Genomic DNA, 18,822 nt, shown 5'->3' on the forward strand with positions numbered 1-18,822 from the left:
TCGGTCAGGGGTGTTTAGCCTGTGATTCAAGCTGTTCCAGGGCGGCCTCCAGGGCCAGTCGGTAACCGCTGGCGCCAAGGCCGCAGATCACTCCCACAGCAACATCTGAAAAGTAGGAGTGATGGCGGAAAGGTTCGCGTTTGTGCACGTTCGACAAATGCACTTCGATGAATGGGATGCTCACCGCCAGCAACGCGTCACGTAATGCGACACTTGTGTGTGTAAAAGCCGCCGGATTGATCAGTATGAAGTCCACGCCTTCGCCACGGGCCGCGTGGATCCGGTCGATCAGTTCGTACTCGGCGTTGCTTTGCAGGTACAGCAGATGGTGCCCGGCCTCGCGGGCCCGGCGCTCCAGGTCCTGGTTGATCTCGGCCAGTGTCACCGCGCCGTAGACACCCGGCTCGCGGGTGCCGAGCAGGTTCAGGTTGGGTCCGTGCAGAACCAGTAGGGTCGCCATCGGTTGTTCCTTGTTATTCACGTGCAGTTGTCGGTGCGGGCCGACTATGCCGGAAAGCTTTGGCGACTGTCCAGTTACCTGCAATAGCCAGCACGATGTCCGATGTTCGCGCGAAGTTTATGACTGATTTGTCGGATCTGGTCATTCGTCGCGGCAACAGGTTCGACGAAGTTCGCCGCAGCGGTTTCGCCGATGCCCCCCGCAGTGGCGATTTTGCCGCTGTCGCGGGTGAGGGCACAGGGGGGAGGCGCGGTGTGTGGCGCCCGGTCAGACGCGGAAGGCCTGCACGGCGGTACGCAGCTGTCCGCCCAGCACCAGCAGGTGTTCGCCCTGGCTGCGGCCTTCGCCGATGCGCAGCAGGTTGTCGCCGCCCAACTGGTGAATACGTTCGCTGTGATCGCGGATTTCGCTGACGGCGCCGCTTTGCTGGGCGGTGACATCGGCGATGCGCACCGCGGTCTCGGCGATGGTCTGGATCGCGCCGACGATCTTGTCCAGTGCGCCGTCCGCCGCCTGGGCCTGGCCGGCCGTGGCCTCGGCATGTTCGACCTGCGCACGCATGCCTTCCACCGATTGCCGCGCGGCGTTCTGCAGGCCGGCGATCAGGGTCTGGATCTCGCCCGTGGCCCCGGCCGTGCGTTGCGCCAGGCTGCGCACCTCTTCGGCGACCACGGCGAAACCACGGCCCATTTCCCCTGCGCGAGCGGCTTCGATGGCGGCGTTGAGGGCCAGCAGGTTGGTCTGGTCGGCAATCGAGCGAATCACCGTGAGCACGCCGCCGATGGTCGCCGACTCCTCGGCGAGTTTCTCGATCATCTGCGCATTGCCCTGGACTTCCCCCACCAGTGCGTGCAAACCGGTGAGGCTCAGGCCGATGACTTTTTGCCCATGTTCGACCGCACTGCCGGCGCTGCGGCTGGCATCGGCGGCCTGGCTGGCGTCGCCGGCGACTTGCTGGATGGTGGCTTCCAGTTCGCCCAGGGCGTCGCGGATCTGCGCGGTATCGCCGGCCTGGCGCTCGGCGCCGCTGTGCAGGCCGCCGCTGAGGTCGGCGAGGGCGCGACTGCTGCCGGCGACTTCCTCGGCGTTCTGCCGGATAGTGCCCACCAGATCCACCAGGTAGGCGCGCAGGCGGTTCAACGAGGCTTCGATATCGTGCAGTTCGCGGTTGGTCTTGCCCAACTGGATATCCCGGCTGAAATCGCCTTCGGCCCAGGTCGAGAGCGCCGGCGCGAGGTTGGTCAATACCCGCGACAGCTTGCGTTGCAGGGTGTCGATCAACAGGGCGATCAGCAGGATCAGACCGATCATCAGGCCCTGCATCATCCGCACGTCGCCCTGGATCTTGCCATGCTGGGCGCGGACTTCCGGCTCCAGCCCGGCAATCGCCTGCTGTACGGCGCTGATCTTGAGGTGGGTCGCCGCCGCCAGGTCCGAGCGTTTCTGGATCTGCTCGCGGGTGCGGTTCAATTCCGCCGGGTAACGGGTCAGCAGGCTGTGCAGTTCGCGCTTGAGGTCGACGCCGGTGTCCTGGACCACGGCCTTTTCGGTGTTTTCCAGGCCCATCATGGCGCTGAAATCGTCGGTGCTGGACTCACTGCTGGCGGTCACGCCGAGCAAGGGCAGGGCTTCGAGCTGCTCGGCCTGGCCGCGGATGCTCGCCAGTTCGCGTTCGACATCGGCGGCCAGTTCGCTGCGTCCGCTGCTGACCAGCTTGTCCCGCGCCAGGCTCAATTTGGCCAGGTGCGATGAAGCGGTCAGCAACAGGGGCAGGTAGGCGGCGGCTTCTGGCGTCTTGGCCTGGGTGGCGTATTGGCTCAGTTGATCGAGGTTGCCGCCCAGCTCGCGTTCGGCCTGGAGCAGCAGGGCCTGGGGGTCGCCGGCCAGCTTGCCGGCGGCGAGCAGGTCGGTCTTGCTGAAGTCGTTCAGGGCGGCCAGGCTCGGGCGCAGGGTCGCGCTCAGGTCCGGTGGCAGGGCATCGAGCTGCTTTCCCAGCTGCTCGATGGCCTGGCCCGCGCTGCTCAGGCGCAAGGCGTCGCCGCTGCCCAGGTAATCTTCGATATTGCGCGCCGCCTGGTTCTGGAACTGTTGCGACAGGCTGAGGTAACGCTCCATCAGTTGGTAGGGACGTTCCAGCGCCTGTTGCGACCACCAGAGCGTGGCTCCGAGCGCCAGGCAGACGGCGACGAGCAGCAGGGTGTTGAGGTTGGTCAGCAGTTTCAGGCGCATTCAGGATTCTATCCACGACAAAAAGTGGTAAGTACCTGAAGTTATTGCTGTTTTGTTACAGGGTCATGACTGAATCGGTGGCGTCCGATGAAAAGCTGGCACTTTGCCTTGCCGCTTGCACGCGATTGCGGCCGGCATGTTTGGCGCGGTAGAGCGCTTCGTCGGCCTGGCCGGCCATCATCAGGCTGTCGGAGTCGGCCTGCAGTTCCACCACCCCGGCGCTGAAGGTGCACCACAGATCCTGCGGTTGCGCCGGGTAGTGGATTTCGGCGAAGCGCTGGCGAATTTCATCCAGCACTTTATAGGCCGACTCGATATCGGTATCGGGCATGACGATGGCGAACTCTTCGCCGCCATAACGGCCGATAAAGTCGGTCTTGCGCAGGCGTTGTTTGAGAAACAGCGCCAGGCTCTTGATCACCCGGTCGCCCATGGGGTGGCCGTGGCTGTCGTTGACCCGCTTGAAGTGGTCGATATCGAGCATTGCGAAGCTCAGCGGCTTGCATTCGCGGCGGGCGCGGAAGCTGCAGTCTTCGAGCAGTTGCAGGATATGGGTGTGGTTGTACAGGCCGGTCAGGCTGTCGCGGACCATCCGCGCCTTGAGGTTGCGGGCGCGGGCGGCGCGGTTGCGCACGGTGGTGATCAGGTGGCGCGGCTTGATCGGCTTGGTCAGGAAGTCGTCGCCGCCCTCGCTCATGGCGTCGAGCTGCTTGTCCAAGTCGTCCTCGGCCGACAGGTAGATGATCGGTACGCTGACATAACGGTCGTTGTGGCGGATCACCTTGGCCAGTTCCGTGCCGGTGCAGGCCGGCATGTACATGTCGAGGATGATCAGGTCGGGCTGGAAGTCCGCCAGTTCGGCCATGGCCTGGATCGGATCGATCAGCGTGCGGGTGACGATCCCGGCGCTGTTGAGCAGGCGTTCGGTGTGCAGCGCCTGGGCCCGCGAGTCGTCGATGATCAACACCTTGTACGGGTCGTATTGGGCGACGCAGGTGAGGACCTCGATTTTCTCCAGCAGGCTGGAGGCTTCCAGGGTTCCGGTGAGGAACTCCTGGCCGCCGGCGCGCACGGCGGCCAGGCGGGTCGGGGTGTCGGTTTCGTGGAGGCTGAAGAACAGCAACGGCAGTTTCTGCTCCAGACCCAGCTGCGCTTCGGCGGCCAGGTGCAGGCCCATGCCGGCGCCGCTGAAGTCGACGTCCATGACAATGGCCGAAGGCAGGCGCTCGGCCATCGACGAACGGAACGCCGCGACACTGTCCAGCGACTGGGCGCTGAGACCGAAGAATTCCAGCTGCTTGGCCAGGCGCTCGCCGCGGTCGTGGTCCTGCAGCATCACGTAGACCGGTTTGCGCAGTGGCGGCAGGAAGGTCTGTTCGAGCTGGTCGCCATGGCGCAGGCCGGTGCGCGACAGGCGCTGCATCAGACGATTGAGTTCGCTGATCAGGCCGCTGCTCAGACGTCCGCGGTTGGCCTCGACGGCGACCAGGGATTCGCTGATATGGCGGGCCAACTGGGTATGTTCGGGTTGTTCGAAGCGTTCGGCGAAGCGCAGCAGGCGCAGGTTGGCTTCGCTCAGTTCGGACATGTCGATGCTCGACCATTCGCTGCGTTGCAGGCGTTGCCAGATCTCAAGGATTTGCCGGGCCTGGTGGATGACCCGCTGGGCAAAGTGCTGCTTGAGGCGCTCGCGGCTGGGGTCTTCTGGCTCGGTCATGTCCTGACTACTTAGTGAGGGGAACGGCTGGGGTCGACTGATGGCTCTATGCTAGCAGCTCTTTTCGTCAATGGCGGTGTCATCTGTCAATTAAGCTGATTCATTTGGTGACCCATGGGTTTCGCTGTTTCGGATCCCACAACAAGACCGGAGAGGTCGTATCGAGGAGGCGTCCTGCCGGGGCTTGATTTATAGTGCTCGCACGGATGGCAACGCTGCCGTGCCCTTGACCTTGCGCAATGACAGGAAAGGCACGATGGAGCAGGGTTGTGGTCGAACCGATGAATTCAGGAAAAGGATAGAGCCATGCTGGACTGGAAAAAACGCCAAGACAGCGCGCCGGAGCGCGCCGCCGAACCCAAGTCGGCGACCCGCGGTTATTTTCGCGGGATGCTGTTCAGTCGAGCACTGGCGACCCTGCTGGGCTTGTACCTGCTGACCACGATCTTGATCGGTTGGTACTGGAGCCAGGAGCCGGCGCTGTTTCCGGTGCAGCAGAACGCACAGATGGCCGCCGAGAAGGAAGGCCGCAAGATGGTGGTGGGCTACACCACGGTGGAAACCCTCAAGACCGTGGCCGGCACCTTGCTCCACAAGCCCGGTGGCTACCTGTCCAACGACCGCTTTCCGCCGGGTATCTGGCTGGACAATATTCCCCACTGGGAATACGGCGTGCTGGTCCAGGTTCGCGACCTGACCCGCGCCCTGCGCAAGGACTTCGCCCGCTCCCAGTCGCAATCGGCTGAAGATGCCGACCTGGCGAAGGCCGAGCCGCGTTTCAACTTCGACAACAAGAGCTGGATGCTGCCGTCCAGCGAATCGGAATATCAGGAAGGGATCAACTCCCTGAGCCGCTATCAGGCCCGTTTGTCCGATCCGAACCAGAGCAACGCGCTGTTCTATGCCCGCGCCGACAACCTGAACAACTGGCTCGGTGATGTGGCTACCCGCCTCGGTTCGTTGTCCCAGCGCCTGTCGGCCAGTGTCGGACGGGTCAAGCTCAACACCGCGCTGAAAACCGAAAGCGTGGTCCCGGGGCAGGTGCCGCAGGTCGACGAGGAAATCGTCGAAACCCCGTGGTTGCAGATCGACGACGTGTTCTATGAGGCCCGTGGCCAGGCCTGGGCGCTGTCGCACCTGCTGCGGGCCATCGAAGTCGACTTCGCCGACGTGTTGGCGAAGAAGAACGCCACGGTCAGCGTGCGTCAGATCATTCGTGAACTGGAGGCCTCCCAGCAGCCGGTCTGGAGCCCGATGATCCTCAATGGCAGCGGCTTTGGCATTCTGGCGAACCACTCGCTGGTGATGGCCAACTATATTTCCCGGGCCAACGCGGCGGTGATCGATTTGCGTCAACTGCTGAACCAGGGTTGAACCATGGATAACGCTTCGAAGGAGGCCCTGCATCGCGCCGCCTCCGATGCCGAGCAGATCGCCTGGGTCGACGCCGATGACCAATTGCTCGGCGCCCTGGCCCGAATCGAGTTGCGCGAGCGCGGCCTGATCGGGCGCGGCACCTATATCCTGCTGTTCAACTCCGCCGGTGAGCTGTGTGTGCACCGGCGTACCTTGAGCAAGGCCATCTACCCGGGTTACTGGGATGTGGCCGCCGGCGGCATGGTCCAGGCCGACGAAAGTTACGCCGAGTCCGCCGCCCGTGAGCTGGAAGAGGAGCTGGGGGTCAGTGGCGTGCCGCTGACCGAACACGAGCACTTTTTCTTCGACCAGCCGGGTAACCGCCTCTGGTGCGCGGTGTTCAGCGCGGTCTGGGACGGGCCGCTGCGGCTGCAGCCGGAAGAGGTCCTCGAGGCGCGTTTTGTCCCGGTGGACCAGGCCCTGCGCGAAACCCTTGAAAAGCCCTATTGCCCGGACTCCCTGGCAGCCTTGAAGCGTTATCTGCAATAACACCGTAGCGACGTCGCAAAAGCTTCATCAATTGGCGCTGTTTGGCTATTGGGCCGGGGGCTTTTTGCCGTTACACTGCGCGACTTTCAAAGCTGCGGCGGCGTTGCCCGCCGCAGTTGCGCTGCCCCTGCCTGAGTGGGGCTTCGCGGTCGCAGGCCCCTCCCGGGGGTGTGACCAGTCTTTAGTCCTCCCAAGAGGATTGCCGGTGGCCAAAAAAGCCGCATCCTTCGCCGCCCTCGGTGGCCTGGTGTTTTCCACCGACGCAGGTCGACATTGCCCGGACTGTAGCCAGCCGGTGGCGTCCTGTATCTGCAAACAAAATGTGCTCCCCGCCGGTGACGGTATTGCCCGCGTGCGTCGCGAAAGCAAGGGCCGTGGCGGCAAGACGGTGACCACCGTCACCGGCGTGCCCTTGGCCGAAGACGCCCTCAAGGACCTGGCGACCGCGTTGAAAAAACGCTGTGGAACCGGTGGCGCCTTGAAGGACGGGGTGATCGAGATCCAGGGCGATCACGTCGAGTTGCTGCTGGCCGAGCTGGAAAAACACGGTTTCAAGGCGAAGAAGTCCGGCGGTTAGCAGCCTCTGTGAAAACCACCGTGAAGTTGACCCGCCGGCCCGGATAAACGAAGCCGGGCTGTCGTCCCCATGGTTTTCACAGAGCCTGTTCCCGAACAGTTTCTAAACTCGGTGCTGGATCCAGGGTCTTACCCCCTTGTATGCAGGCGAATCGTCATTTTCATTCTTTAGACTGCGCGCAGCCTGGACCCAGGTGGCGCTATTTGACTTCTTTATAGGGGACTTCGATGTCCGTACGACGCACACGCAAAGACGATGGCAGCCAATGGACAGTTGCGGACAGCCGCAGTGTTTATGGGATTCGCCATTGGGGGGCCGGGTATTTCGCGATCAATGACGCCGGTCGCGTCGAGGTTCGTCCGAACGGCCCGAGCAGTTCGCCCATCGACCTCTTCGAGCAGGTCGACGAACTGCGCAAGAGCGGTTTGTCCTTGCCGTTGCTGGTGCGCTTCCCGGATATCCTGCAGGACCGCGTCCGTCAACTGACCGGGGCCTTTGACGCCAACATCGAGCGCCTGGAATACCAGAGCAAGTACACCGCGCTGTACCCGATCAAGGTCAACCAGCAGGAAGCGGTGATCGAGAACATCATCGCCACCCAGAACGTCTCCATCGGCCTGGAAGCCGGCTCCAAGCCGGAGCTGCTGGCGGTGCTGGCCCTGGCGCCGAAGGGCGGCACCATCGTCTGCAACGGCTACAAGGACCGTGAGTTCATCCGCCTGGCGCTGATGGGCCAGAAGCTCGGTCACACGGTCTTTATCGTGATCGAGAAAGAGTCCGAGGTTGAACTGGTGATCGAAGAGGCCGCGGCCCTCAAGGTCAAGCCACGGATCGGCCTGCGGGTGCGCCTGTCATCCCTGGCCTCGAGCAAGTGGGCCGATACCGGCGGCGAGAAGTCCAAGTTCGGTCTCTCGGCGGCGCAGTTGCTGTCGGTGGTCGAGCGCTTCCGCGACGCGGGCCTGGACCAGGGCATTCGCCTGCTGCACTTCCATATGGGGTCGCAGATCGCCAACCTGGCGGACTACCAGTACGGTTTCAAGGAAGCGATCCGCTACTACGGCGAACTGCGCAACCTCGGCCTGCCGGTGGACCATATCGACGTCGGCGGTGGCCTGGGGGTGGACTACGACGGTACCCACTCGCGCAACGCCAGCTCGATCAACTACGACATGGATGACTACGCCGGTGTCGTGGTCGGCATGCTCAAGGAATTCTGCGATGCGCAGAACCTGCCGCATCCGAACATCTTCTCCGAAAGCGGCCGTTCGCTGACCGCCCACCACGCCATGCTGGTGGTGCAGGTGACCGACGTCGAGAAACACAACGACGACGTGCCACACATCGACAACCCCGAGAACCTGCCGGAAACCGTGCAGTGGCTGGTGGAACTGCTGGGGCCGACCGATATCGAGATGGTCACCGAAACCTACTGGCGCGCCACCCACTACATGAGCGACGTGGCGACTCAATACGCCGACGGCAAGCTGACCCTGGCCGAGAAAGCCCTGGCCGAGCAATGCTATTTCGCTGTGTGCCGGCGTCTGCACAACTCGTTGAAGGCCCGCCAGCGTTCGCACCGCCAGGTGCTCGACGAACTCAACGACAAGCTGGCCGACAAGTACATCTGCAACTTCTCGGTGTTCCAGAGCCTGCCGGACACCTGGGCCATCGGCCAGGTCCTGCCGATCCTGCCGCTGCACCGTCTCGACGAAGAACCGCTGCGCCGCGCCGTGCTGCAAGACCTGACCTGCGACTCCGACGGCAAGATCAAGCAATACGTCGACGAGCAGAGCATCGAAACCAGCCTGCCGGTGCACGCCCTGAACGAGGGCGAGGACTACCTGCTGGGGATCTTCCTGGTGGGCGCCTATCAGGAAATTCTTGGTGACATGCACAACCTGTTCGGTGACACCGACTCGGTGAACATCTACCAGAACCCGGATGGCAGCGTCTACCACGCCGGTATCGAAACCCATGACACCATCGAGGACATGCTGCGTTATGTGCACTTGTCGCCGGAAGAACTGATGACGCACTACCGCGACAAAGTCGCCAGCGCGAACATCAGTGTCAAGGAGCGTACCCAGTACCTGGATGCCCTGCGTCTGGGGTTGACCCGCTCTTCGTACCTGTCCTCATAAGGCGACGCCAATAGTTCCCAGGAAATTGCCTTGTTTGAGATTGGTTTTTTCCTGTGATCTTGTAGGCAATGTCCTTTTATGAAAAACCCACCCTTCGCGGTGGGTTTTTTATGCGCTGAAGTCAAGATGATGGCTTCCTCTGTTCCGTGTTTTGCGTAGGTCTTTTCTCTAACACTACTTCAGCCCTCTACTCGGCCTTGTCTCTCGGCGAGAATCCCAGGTCGGTGCCACGTATGAGGAAAGCCAATGTTCGATCCAGTCAGCGAGCCGTTTTTTCGGCTGGATGTAGCGGGCTTGTCCCATCCCCTGATTGTCACGGCCTTTAGCGGCGTGGAGGCGATCGACGAACTGTTTGCCTTCGAGCTGGATGTTCTCGACGAGGAAGGCGAACTGGACCTGGCCGGGTTGATGTACCGCAGTTGCTACCTGGCGCTGGGGACTGAAAACGCCGGGTTTCACGGGCAGATACAGGGCGTCAACCTGACGCTCCGGGGGTTGCCGCGGGGCCATTGTCGCCTGTCCCTGGGGCCGCGCCTGGGTTGCCTGGCGCAGCGTGTGAGCCGGCGTCTGTTCCAGCACTGCTCGGTTCCGGCGATCATCGCCCGGGTGCTTGAGGAGCATGGCCTGGGCGACGATGTCGTGCGTTTCTCGCTCAAGGGCCACTATGCCCGGCGTGCCTATTGCGTGCAGTACGAAGAGTCGAACCTGGCATTTGTGCAGCGGCTCTGCGCGGAAGAGGGCATCCACTATCATTTCCAGCACAGCCGGGACCTGCACTTGCTGGTCTTTGCCGATCACCAGGGGGCGTTTCGGCGTACCCCGCGGGCGCGCTTCGCCCATGAGACGGGTCCGGGCGTGCTGGATTTTTTCGTCACGCTGGCCGATGGCAGTCGTCGGCGTGGCGGCCGTGGGGCCCAGGTGGCGGAGGGCGAAAGCGATCTGCCCGGTCTGGCCAGTGGCGCGTATCTGCCCGTTTCCGGCCACCCTTGCGCGGCGTGGAACCGGTTGTGGCTGGTCACCCGGCTTCGCCACCGTGGCGACAGCCTGCCCGGTGGGGCCGCGGACGGCGGGCCTCGGCTGCGTTATGGCAATGCCTTTGCGGCGACTTCCTGGGAGGTGGCGTTTCGTTCCTGGCGGCGCTGGCCCAGCCCGGTGTTATCGGGGCTGTTCCGGGCTCAGGTGGTCGACGCCGACGAGCAGGGGACCTTTCGCGACCAAGCAGGACGGGTGGCGGTGTGCATCGACGCCTTTTCCCAGGGCTGCGCTGCGCCAGCGGTGCCTTGCTGGCTGCCGTTGGCTCGCTCTCTGCAATATGAGTGCGAAGAGCTGACCGTGGGGACGGCGGTGTGGGTGCGTTTTCAGGACGGCGATGCGCAAGCGCCGCGAATTGTCATGCGTGGCGATGTCCAGTTGCCGAGGCCGCTGCCCGCTGGCGCGCAACGTCTGCACCGGGACCCGATTCTCGAATCTCTGCACGCCGGTTATCCGCTGGTGCTGTTGTGTGGGCAACCCATGGGCGGCGGCGAGCGTCACTGCGCGGTGCGGGATTGCGTCTGTCGGGGCGCACTCCCGCGAAGGGGCCTGCCATGAAGGCGACGGACGATTGCAGCCAGTGGTTGCTGCTGGATGTGCCCGGTGCGCCGGAGGTGCTCGAGGCGCTGAAGGAAGGTTACGCGCACTATCTGGCTTACAACCTGTTTGAGGGCTCGCCGTTTCAGGGCCAGGGCGAAGTCGCCCCGCGCCTGCTGCAACTGGCCGAAGGTTGCCCGTTGAGCCGCCTCAGCCAGGCCAACCCGAGTCTCTGGCCCGGTTTGTTCCTGCACACCCGGGCGCCGGTGCAGGCGTTGCTGACCCACCTGCGACAGATACTGGTGGTGGGTTTCGACGAACAGCATCGGGGCTTGCTCAGCTACTACAACCCGCAGACCGCCAGCTATTTCTTCGACTCATCGGACCCGCGCGAACTGAGCGGCTGGCTCGGCCCCATCCGCTGTCTGTACTGGTATGGTGGGACCTGGGCGGACCGGGCCATTGGCGGCGTCGGCTGGCAGCAACTGTTCAACCCCGGGCTCGAGGTGGCCGATCTCGGTGCGCCACCGGTCCTGAGCAGCCACCAGCAGCGCCGCCTGCAGACCTGCCTGCTGGAGCGCCACGCCTACCAGTGGAGCCGCTGTAGCGGACATGAATACGACCGGACCTGGTGTCACATGCAGGAGGGCATCGCCCAGGGCTTTCGCGAGTACGGCCTGCTCGATGGCTGGCTACATCTGCGTGCGGAGTATCCGGCGGCGTCCGTTCCGGCCGGCCTGGCGGGAGACTCTCCCGGCGAGCGCCTGGAAAACCTGCGCCAGGTCTGGAGCAGTAGCCCTGATTGAGCCTAGGGTGTGGCTCAGTGCGCGGCCTGGCCGAACCAGCCGTCGTTGCGCCGCAGTTTCACGGCGTAGAGCCCCAGGGTCAGGCTGCGCAGGGCCATGAACAGCAGGAAACTTATCCACAGGCCGTGATTGCCAAAGCGGCTCAGGAACCAGGCACAGGGCAGACTGAGGAGCACGCTGAGCAGCATGCTGTCGCGCATCTCCCGGGCGCGGGTGGCACCAATGAACAGGCCGTCGAGCAGGTAGCTCCAGACCGCGATCAGTGGCAACAGCGCCAGGTAAGGCAGGTAGCCGAAGGCAATCTCGCGCACGCTGGGGATATCGGTCTGCAGGCTGACGAACAGGTGCCCGCCGAGCAGGAACAGCAATGCGAAGCCCAGGCTCGCCAGCAGCGACCAACCGGCCGCGACCACCAGGGAACGCCGCAGGGTATCGCGATCACGGGCACCGATGGCATGACCACAGAGCGCCTCCACGGCGTGGGCGAGGCCGTCCAGGGCGTGGGCGGTGAGCAGCAAGCCGTTGAGCAGCAGTGCGTTGGCCGCGACGGTGGCATCGCCCAGGCGTGCGCCCTGGACGGTGATCAAGAAAAACACCGATTGCAGCGCCATGCTGCGAATGAAGATATCGCGGTTCACCGTCAGCAACGGGCGCCAGCTCTGCCAGCGCCGCAGTGCCGCCCAGGCGATCTGCCCGGGGTAGGCGCGCAGGGCCTTGCCGGTCAGGCTCAGGCCGAGCAGGGCGCCGGTCCATTCGGCGATCACCGAGGCCCGGGCCGAACCGACCACGCCCCAGTCCAGCCCGAGGACGAACCACAGGTTCAGGGCAATATTCACCAGGTTGGTGGTCAGCAAAATGGCCAGTGGTGCGCGGGCGTTCTGGGTGCCGAGGAACCAGCCGACCAGGGCATAGCTGGCCAGCGCCGCCGGCAGCCCGAAGAGCCGGATGTGGAAGAAGTCCAGGGTCAATTCGTGCAATTCGGGCGAGGGTTGCATGAAGGTCAGCGCCAGTTGGCTGAACGGCACGGCGATCGCCCCCAGGAACAGCGCCAGCACCAGGCTCAGCAGCAAACCTTGGACGAGCACCTGGCGCAAGGCCGCGCCGTCTCCTCGTCCGGCGGCCTGGGCGGCAAAACCGGTGGAGCCCATACGCAGGAAGCCCATGGCCCAGGCGAGAAAGATATACAGGCTGGCGCCGACCGCCACCGCACCGAGCTGGTGGGCGTGGGGCAGGTGGCCGATCACGCTGCTGTCGACCAGCGCCACCAGGGGCACGGAAATATTCGACAGGATCATGGGTGCGGCGAGTGCCCAGACCCGGCGGTGGGTCGGGCGGTCTCGCCAGTCAGCGATCAGGGGGGACATGCGGGCTCCTTGAAAGAGCGGGCATTGTAGCGATTAGTGGACCACCCAGCTCAACAGCCAGAGCCCGAGCACCAGCCAGATGATGCCGAGGATGATCGAGGCCCGCATAAAGGCGCGGACCGCCGAGTAGAGCAGCATCAGGCCGAGGATCAGGATCAGGATGCTGAAGAACGAGGGGCTCATGCCCAGGGAGCGGGCGAAGCCGTCGATAAAGTTGCCGCCGGCATGGGTCAACGCGTGGAAGAAGCCGCTGAGGCCATCAATGATAAAACGAATCACCGAGCCTAGCGCCTGGCCCAGCCATTCAAAAAAACTTTCTACCTGCATAGCTACCCCTGATGAATATGCCGACTGATGCGCCGCACTCGCAGGGAGCAGGTTTTACAGGCCCCGCCTGAGGTTGTCCAGACGGTGCATCAAGAGGGGTTGACCAGATGCATCCTGGGCTGTGGAAACAGGTTGTTGAGGGTTTCCAGCAAGCGCACGTGATAGATGGGCTTACGGAACAGGTCCAGCACCTGGAGCCTGAGCATATCGCTGACATCGTCCATGTCGGCGTGGCCGGACGTGACGATGACGGGCAGGTGCTGGCGCGAGGTGTGTTCACGCAGACGTTTGATCAGCGACATGCCGCTTTCTTCCGGCATGCGCAGGTCGGTGATCACCAGGGCGATATCCGGATGATGGGTCAGGTGCGAGAGCGCCAGCTTGACGGAGGTGGCGGTGAAGCAGCAAAAGCCTTCGCCCTCCAGCAATTCGGCCAGTTCGAGCAGGGCGTCCTCTTCGTCGTCCACTAGAAGGAGCTGTTGCCGTGGGGGGGAAGAGGCGTTCATGGGACCATACCTGTCGTTGAGTCGTCTTGAAACTCTAGCTCCCTATTAGAGACTCTGGAGGGGGAAGTTCGTCAAGTCCCTATACCGGTTTGAATTGCGGTGAAGATCGACTTCACCTTGGTGCTGATAGGGTCCATGAAAATCCCGATCACCGCCGCCACCATGGCCGCGACAATCGCGTATTCGATACCCGAGGCGGCTTCTTTGTCTTCGGCAAACAACTGGGCTTTTATGAACAGCCTGAGGACGATATTCAGCAACATCTGGCTTCTCCTTGCGCCCGAAAAGCGCTGTGCAGCGGTCGTGCGGCGTGATTTGCCTACCTTCAAAGCATTGTCAACAAAACCGCCCTCTACAACTGTAAGAACGGATTAATCACAAAGAATTAGTTTTTGGCCTGGCGTTGAACGCTCAGAATTTATCCATCCGAACGAGGGGATATTTGGCGCTCGGTAATGGCGTTTTGTCCTAGCTGCGCTACCGTCCAATAGCGAAATAGTTGATGTTCATCGCTGCCTGATTGCGAATGGGTCATGGCCTCGGGTCTGGCAGGAAAGGGAGAGCCGTCGTGAACAGTCGCGTTACCATAGGGTTGGCCGCCCTGTTTTTGGTCGCAGCCATTGTGGTCGGTTACTGGGGGTTGAGGCTGAGTCGTCAGCCGGTCCCCGTGGCGCCTGCCGATGCAGCGGTAGTCGCGCCTGTGGAAAAAAACGCGGGGGGGGCCGAGGACGCGCTGCGCCAGCCGGTGGTGGTGTTGGCCCACGATGTTCCCCCTTTTGTGCCCCTGACGGCGGCCGATCTCACCGTCGAGCGGCTGCGTACCGCGCCGGCCGGCAGTCTGAGCTCGCTGCAACAAGCCATGGACCGCATACCCTGGCGGCCCTTGAAGGCCGGCACCTGGCTCAGCGACGAGAGTTTCGAGGCCGGCGGCCCCCTGGCGCGGATGATCCGTCCCGATGAGCGCGCCCTGGCGGTGGCGGTGGATGAGGTCATCGGCGTCGGCGGTCAGTTGACCCCGGGGGATTACGTCGATGTGCTGCTGTTCCTGCGCCAGGACGCCGGCAACCCGCAGCAGTCGGCCCAGGTGGTGATACCGGCGATGCGCCTGCTCAGTGTCGGCGACCAACTCGGGCTGACCAACGATGGTTTGCCGGCCACGCCGTCGTCCGCTGCCGACGAACGCCTGCACCACTCCCCGAGCCCCGGCAACGCCCGTACGGTGGTGCTGGCCGTGCCGCAAGTGCTGCTCAGCCGCCTGATGCTTGCCACCCAGGTCGGTACGTTGCGCCTGGCGGTGCGTAGCGCCGACGAGCATCTGCTGCCGCGCTACTGGGCCGGAGAGAGCGCCGCCGCCAGCGTCGAAAGCACCAATCACAGCCTGTTCCAGTTCAACCAGTTGGCCCTGGCTGGTGTGCCCAGGGCCCAGGCAACGGCGGCTCCCGGTGCGGCGAAAAGCCGGGGCGTCGAAGTGATCCGCGGTAATCAAGTCAGCCAACAAACGCCCTGATCTGTCAGCAAGGAAGTCGCGGATGAGCCGATGTGTGCCGAGATTCAAACCCATGATCGGGGCCCTGCTAGTGGGGAGCTTGGGCTGGAATGTCGCCCTGGCGGCGTCGAGCGGTTGTGCCGGCCTGGGCCCGTTGCCCGCGGTGCTGGAAGTCGGTGAAGGCCTGCAACAGGAACTGCGCTCGCCAGTCGCGATCACCCGCCTGGCGGTGGGCGATGCGAAAATCGCCGATGTGCACCCCAACGGCAACAATGCGTTCCTGCTCACCGGCATGGCCCCCGGCGCCACCAGCCTGATGGTCTGGACCGCCTGCGCCAGCGAGCCGCGCCAGAGCATGGTGTTCGTCCAGGGCAAGGCCACGGCGAGCTTGACCGCGACATCCTTGTCGCCCTCGATGGACCCGTCCCTGCCGATCCAGGTGCAGACCGATATTCGTTTTGTCGAAGTCAATCGGACCAAGCTCAAGGAGGCGGGGACAGCGATTTTTGGTCAGGGTGGCAACTACCTGTTCGGCTCCCCGGGCACGGTACTGACCAATGCCAGCACCGGCGCGGTCTCCGGTGGACTGTCACCGGACAACACCAGCTTCAACATCGGTTTCGGCGGCGGGCGAGTCAAGGCCTTGATCAATGCCCTGGAAGGCAGCGGCTTCGCCTACACCCTGGCGCGTCCGAGCCTGGTGGCCTTGAGCGGGCAGAGCGCGAGTTTCCTCGCCGGCGGCGAGATCCCGATTCCGGTGCCGAGTTCTGGCAGCAACACTGTCTCGATCGAGTACAAGGAGTTCGGTATTCGCCTGACCCTGACCCCGACGGTGATCGCTCGCAACCGTATCGCCCTGAAAGTGGCGCCCGAGGTCAGTGCGCTGGACTACAGCAACGCCGTGACCATTTCCGGTACGCCGGTACCCGCATTGACGATCCGCCGCACCGACACCAGCATTTCCCTGGCCGATGGCGAGAGTTTTGTCATCAGCGGCCTGATCAGCACCAGCAACAGTTCGCAGATCAACAAGCTGCCGGGCCTGGGCGACATTCCAGTGCTGGGGGCGTTTTTTCGCAACTCGAGCATGAAGCGCGAGGAGCAGGAGCTGTTGATGATCGTCACGCCGCACCTGGTCCAGCCCCTGGCGGCGGATGCCCGGTTGCCCAGCCTGCCGGGGGAAAAATTGCGCGAATACGATCCGAACTGGTTCCGCCTGTTCTTCCTCGATAACGGCAACTACGATCGCCGCAGCGGGTTATCAAAATGAGCCAGAGCCTGAGCCAGACCTTTCTGGCAATCACCCGCAACAGCACTGATCTGGAGTGGCTGCAGGGCGCGCTGGCGCCCCTGGGGCAGGTGGTCAGCGCCGGCGGCAGCCTCGACGAGTTGCTCTCGCTGGTGGATGTCACCTTTGCCAGCCTGATCTTTGTCGGCCTGGACCGGGAAAGCCTGGTGGCCCAGAGCGCCTTGATCGAAGGGGTACTGGAAGCCAAGCCGATGCTGGCGATCGTCGCCCTCGGCGACGGCATGGATAACCAGTTGGTACTCAATGCGATGCGCGCCGGTGCGCGGGATTTTGTTGCCTACGGTTCGCGCTCCAGCGAAGTGGCCGGCCTGGTGCGGCGTCTGAGTAAACGCCTGCCGGCGGTGACCCCAAGTGCGGAACTGGGTGGTTTCACCGTGTTGTATGGCGCCCAGGGCAATGCCGAGGGCGCCTTGCTCGCCAGCCATCTGGCGCTGGTGGTGCAGAAGAGCGGCCAGCAGACCCTGTTGCTGGACCTGGGCCTGCCCCGGGGCGACAGCCTGGCGCTACTGGGCCTGGAAAGTTCGTTCCATTTCGGCGATGCCCTGCGCCATCTGCGCCGCCTCGACGCGACCCTGATGGACAGCGCCTTTACCAGTGCTGAAGGGGGCCTGCGCATCCTCGCCTACTCCAGCACCGACGAACCCCTCAAACGCACCAGTGCGGCGGAGTTGTACATGCTGCTCAGTGCCCTGCGCCAACATTTCCAGTATATCGTCGTCAACCTGGTGGGGCAGCCCGACAGTGAGGCCTTGCGGACCTTTGTCAGCCACTGCGACAAGTTGCTCTGGTATACCGATCAGAATGTGCTCGATTGCCGGCGCAGCCTCGCGGTGCTCAATCTCTGGCGGGAAAAAGGCATGAAGCTCGATCACGCCCGATTGCTGGTCGACCGCTACCTGCGCGGTGTTTCGCCCGACTCGGAAACCCTGAGCAAGACGTTCGGCCTGGAAGTGATTGCCGTGCTGCCCTACAACCCGGACGTTCGCCTGAATGCGAAGAACCAGGGCCAGACGCTGTTCGAGCTGTCGCCCCGGGAAGCCCTGACCCAGGGCCTGAAAGCCCTCGGCGAACGCCTGGCGAAACGTTCCCAGGGCCTGACCAAGACCTCCGAAGGCTGGTTCAATCGCCTCTGGGGGCATAAGTAATGGCGGAGAAACTGTTCGGCGGGCAGTCCCGCGGCGGGACTGGCAATAGCGATCATGACGGCCTGAAACTGGTGCTGCACCGCTACATCATCGATGCCATCGAGGAGTCGGGGAAAAACCTGCTGGAAGGCTCGCGCCAGGCCCTGGCACAGTTTGTCATCGACAAGGTCGGCGAGTATGTCTCGCGGCTGCACCTGGCAGTGTCGCGGTATGAGATGGAACGGCTGGCGGAGGAGATCGTCGACGAGCTTACCGGTTTCGGGCCGCTGGAGGTCCTGCTGCGCGACAGTTCGGTGACCGAGATCCTGGTCAACGGCCCGCACCGGGTGTTTATCGAACGCGACGGTGTCCTGTACCAGAGCGACCTGCGGTTTATCGACGATCATCACGTGGAGCGGGTTATCCAGCGGATTCTCGCGCCCCTGGGTCGGCGCCTGGACGAGTCCTCGCCGATGGTCGATGCGCGGATGCCCGATGGCAGCCGGGTCAATGCCATTATTCCGCCGATCGCCCTCGACGGTCCGTGCCTGTCGGTACGGAAATTTCGCAAGGACATGCTCAAGAGCAGCGACCTGATGGCGATGCAGACCATCGACCAGTCGATTTTCGAGTTTCTCCAGCTGGCCGTGGGCAAGCGCTGCAATATCCTGATCAGCGGTGGTACCGGCACCGGCAAGACCACCCTGCTGAATATCCTCAGCCAGTTGATCAACCCCCATGAGCGACTGGTCACCATCGAGGATGTGGCCGAGCTGCAACTCAATCACCCCCATGTCGTGCGCCTGGAAACCCGACCGCCGAATGCCGAGGGGCATGGCGAAGTGAAGTCCAGCGACCTGATCCGCAACGCCCTGCGGATGCGTCCCGACCGGATCATCCTCGGTGAGATTCGTGGTGTGGAGGTGCTCGACGTGCTGACGGCGATGAACACCGGCCACGACGGCTCAATGAGCACCGTGCATGCGAACAACGCCCAGGATGCCTTGCTGCGCCTGGAAACCCTGGTGGGTCTGACGGGACGGCAGATCGGCGAAAAGACCCTGCGCCAGATGATCTGCGCGGCACTCGATGTAGTGATCCAGTTGACCCGCCTGCCCGACGGCCGTCGTTGTGTCAGCGAAGTGGTGGAGGTGCTGGATGTGCGCGAGGACATCTATGTCACCAATACCCTGTTTCGCCTGGATCGGCGCAACGGCTTTGGTTTCCTGCGCGAGGCGGTGAACCCGGGCGGTGAGAAGCTGCGCCGTGACTCGCCCTTGTCCTTCGGTTGAGGAGGGGCGC

General features: G+C 63.3%; 17 protein-coding genes. 10 read left to right on the forward strand and 7 right to left on the reverse strand.

From position 1 onward, the window contains the following. Window positions 1-4: 4 nt before the first annotated feature. From aroQ to HX830_RS16725, 3 genes are all read right to left on the reverse strand, one after another. Window positions 5-460, reverse strand: a complete 456-nt coding sequence (aroQ, locus tag HX830_RS16715; protein ID WP_103497785.1) for a type II 3-dehydroquinate dehydratase — start codon at window positions 458-460, stop codon at window positions 5-7. A 267-nt stretch (window positions 461-727) separates the two neighbouring features. Continuing rightward, window positions 728-2,689, reverse strand: coding sequence for a methyl-accepting chemotaxis protein (locus HX830_RS16720; protein WP_177101320.1), 1,962 nt, complete (start codon window positions 2,687-2,689; stop codon window positions 728-730). Window positions 2,690-2,744: 55 nt separating this feature from the next. After that, entirely contained in the window at window positions 2,745-4,406 is a 1,662-nt protein-coding gene (locus HX830_RS16725; RefSeq protein WP_177101322.1) for a response regulator, read from the reverse strand. Between the two features lie 306 nt (window positions 4,407-4,712). Between HX830_RS16725 and HX830_RS16730 the strand changes: the two genes are divergently transcribed. From HX830_RS16730 to HX830_RS16755, 6 genes are all read left to right on the forward strand, one after another. Next, window positions 4,713-5,780, forward strand: coding sequence for a DUF2333 family protein (locus HX830_RS16730; protein ID WP_103497779.1), 1,068 nt, complete (start codon window positions 4,713-4,715; stop codon window positions 5,778-5,780). Window positions 5,781-5,783: 3 nt separating this feature from the next. Beyond that, window positions 5,784-6,311, forward strand: a complete 528-nt coding sequence (locus HX830_RS16735) for an NUDIX hydrolase (RefSeq protein WP_103497778.1) — start codon at window positions 5,784-5,786, stop codon at window positions 6,309-6,311. 205 nt (window positions 6,312-6,516) lie between these two features. Beyond that, complete coding sequence (locus HX830_RS16740; protein WP_103497777.1) at window positions 6,517-6,888, forward strand: translation initiation factor Sui1; 372 nt, start codon at window positions 6,517-6,519, stop codon at window positions 6,886-6,888. A 227-nt stretch (window positions 6,889-7,115) separates the two neighbouring features. Then, window positions 7,116-9,029 (forward strand): arginine decarboxylase, encoded by a 1,914-nt coding sequence (speA, locus tag HX830_RS16745; RefSeq protein WP_100944292.1) that lies wholly within the window; start codon window positions 7,116-7,118, stop codon window positions 9,027-9,029. A gap of 246 nt (window positions 9,030-9,275) precedes the next feature. After that, complete coding sequence (locus HX830_RS16750; RefSeq protein ID WP_177101324.1) at window positions 9,276-10,619, forward strand: contractile injection system protein, VgrG/Pvc8 family; 1,344 nt, start codon at window positions 9,276-9,278, stop codon at window positions 10,617-10,619. Next, window positions 10,616-11,404 carry a DUF4123 domain-containing protein gene (locus tag HX830_RS16755; RefSeq protein ID WP_177101326.1) on the forward strand — a complete coding sequence of 263 codons (789 nt, stop codon included), beginning with the start codon at window positions 10,616-10,618 and terminating at the stop codon, window positions 11,402-11,404. The genes HX830_RS16750 and HX830_RS16755 overlap by 4 nt, the downstream gene beginning before the upstream one ends. Before the next feature lie 14 nt (window positions 11,405-11,418). Here HX830_RS16755 and HX830_RS16760 read toward each other — a convergent pair whose 3' ends face one another. From HX830_RS16760 to HX830_RS16775, 4 genes are all read right to left on the reverse strand, one after another. Beyond that, window positions 11,419-12,768 carry an MATE family efflux transporter gene (locus HX830_RS16760; protein ID WP_103497773.1) on the reverse strand — a complete coding sequence of 450 codons (1,350 nt, stop codon included), beginning with the start codon at window positions 12,766-12,768 and terminating at the stop codon, window positions 11,419-11,421. A gap of 33 nt (window positions 12,769-12,801) precedes the next feature. Further along, entirely contained in the window at window positions 12,802-13,095 is a 294-nt protein-coding gene (locus HX830_RS16765; protein ID WP_103497772.1) for a hypothetical protein, read from the reverse strand. A gap of 89 nt (window positions 13,096-13,184) precedes the next feature. After that, on the reverse strand, window positions 13,185-13,601 hold the full coding sequence (locus HX830_RS16770) for a response regulator (RefSeq protein WP_100944299.1): 417 nt from the start codon (window positions 13,599-13,601) through the stop codon (window positions 13,185-13,187). Window positions 13,602-13,672: 71 nt separating this feature from the next. Next, complete coding sequence (locus HX830_RS16775) at window positions 13,673-13,864, reverse strand: Flp family type IVb pilin (RefSeq protein WP_103497771.1); 192 nt, start codon at window positions 13,862-13,864, stop codon at window positions 13,673-13,675. 305 nt (window positions 13,865-14,169) lie between these two features. Here HX830_RS16775 and cpaB point away from each other — a divergent pair, with 305 nt between their 5' ends. Genes cpaB through HX830_RS16795 form a run of 4 tightly spaced genes read left to right on the forward strand, consistent with a single transcriptional unit; the run spans window position 14,170 to window position 18,812 of the window. Next, window positions 14,170-15,108: a Flp pilus assembly protein CpaB gene (gene cpaB / locus HX830_RS16780; protein ID WP_177101328.1), complete on the forward strand. Its 939-nt coding sequence runs from the start codon at window positions 14,170-14,172 to the stop codon at window positions 15,106-15,108. Between the two features lie 52 nt (window positions 15,109-15,160). After that, window positions 15,161-16,357 (forward strand): type II and III secretion system protein family protein, encoded by a 1,197-nt coding sequence (locus HX830_RS16785; protein ID WP_248769329.1) that lies wholly within the window; start codon window positions 15,161-15,163, stop codon window positions 16,355-16,357. Then, window positions 16,354-17,541, forward strand: a complete 1,188-nt coding sequence (locus HX830_RS16790) for an AAA family ATPase (RefSeq protein ID WP_177101332.1) — start codon at window positions 16,354-16,356, stop codon at window positions 17,539-17,541. Before HX830_RS16785 ends, HX830_RS16790 begins: the two co-directional genes overlap by 4 nt. Continuing rightward, the gene (locus HX830_RS16795) at window positions 17,541-18,812 is read left to right on the forward strand and encodes a CpaF family protein (protein WP_177101334.1); all 1,272 of its coding nucleotides are present in this window, start codon (window positions 17,541-17,543) and stop codon (window positions 18,810-18,812) included. Before HX830_RS16790 ends, HX830_RS16795 begins: the two co-directional genes overlap by 1 nt. Window positions 18,813-18,822: the final 10 nt, after the last annotated feature.

Source organism: Pseudomonas gingeri, assembly GCF_013385425.1.
Classification (GTDB): domain Bacteria; phylum Pseudomonadota; class Gammaproteobacteria; order Pseudomonadales; family Pseudomonadaceae; genus Aquipseudomonas; species Aquipseudomonas gingeri_D.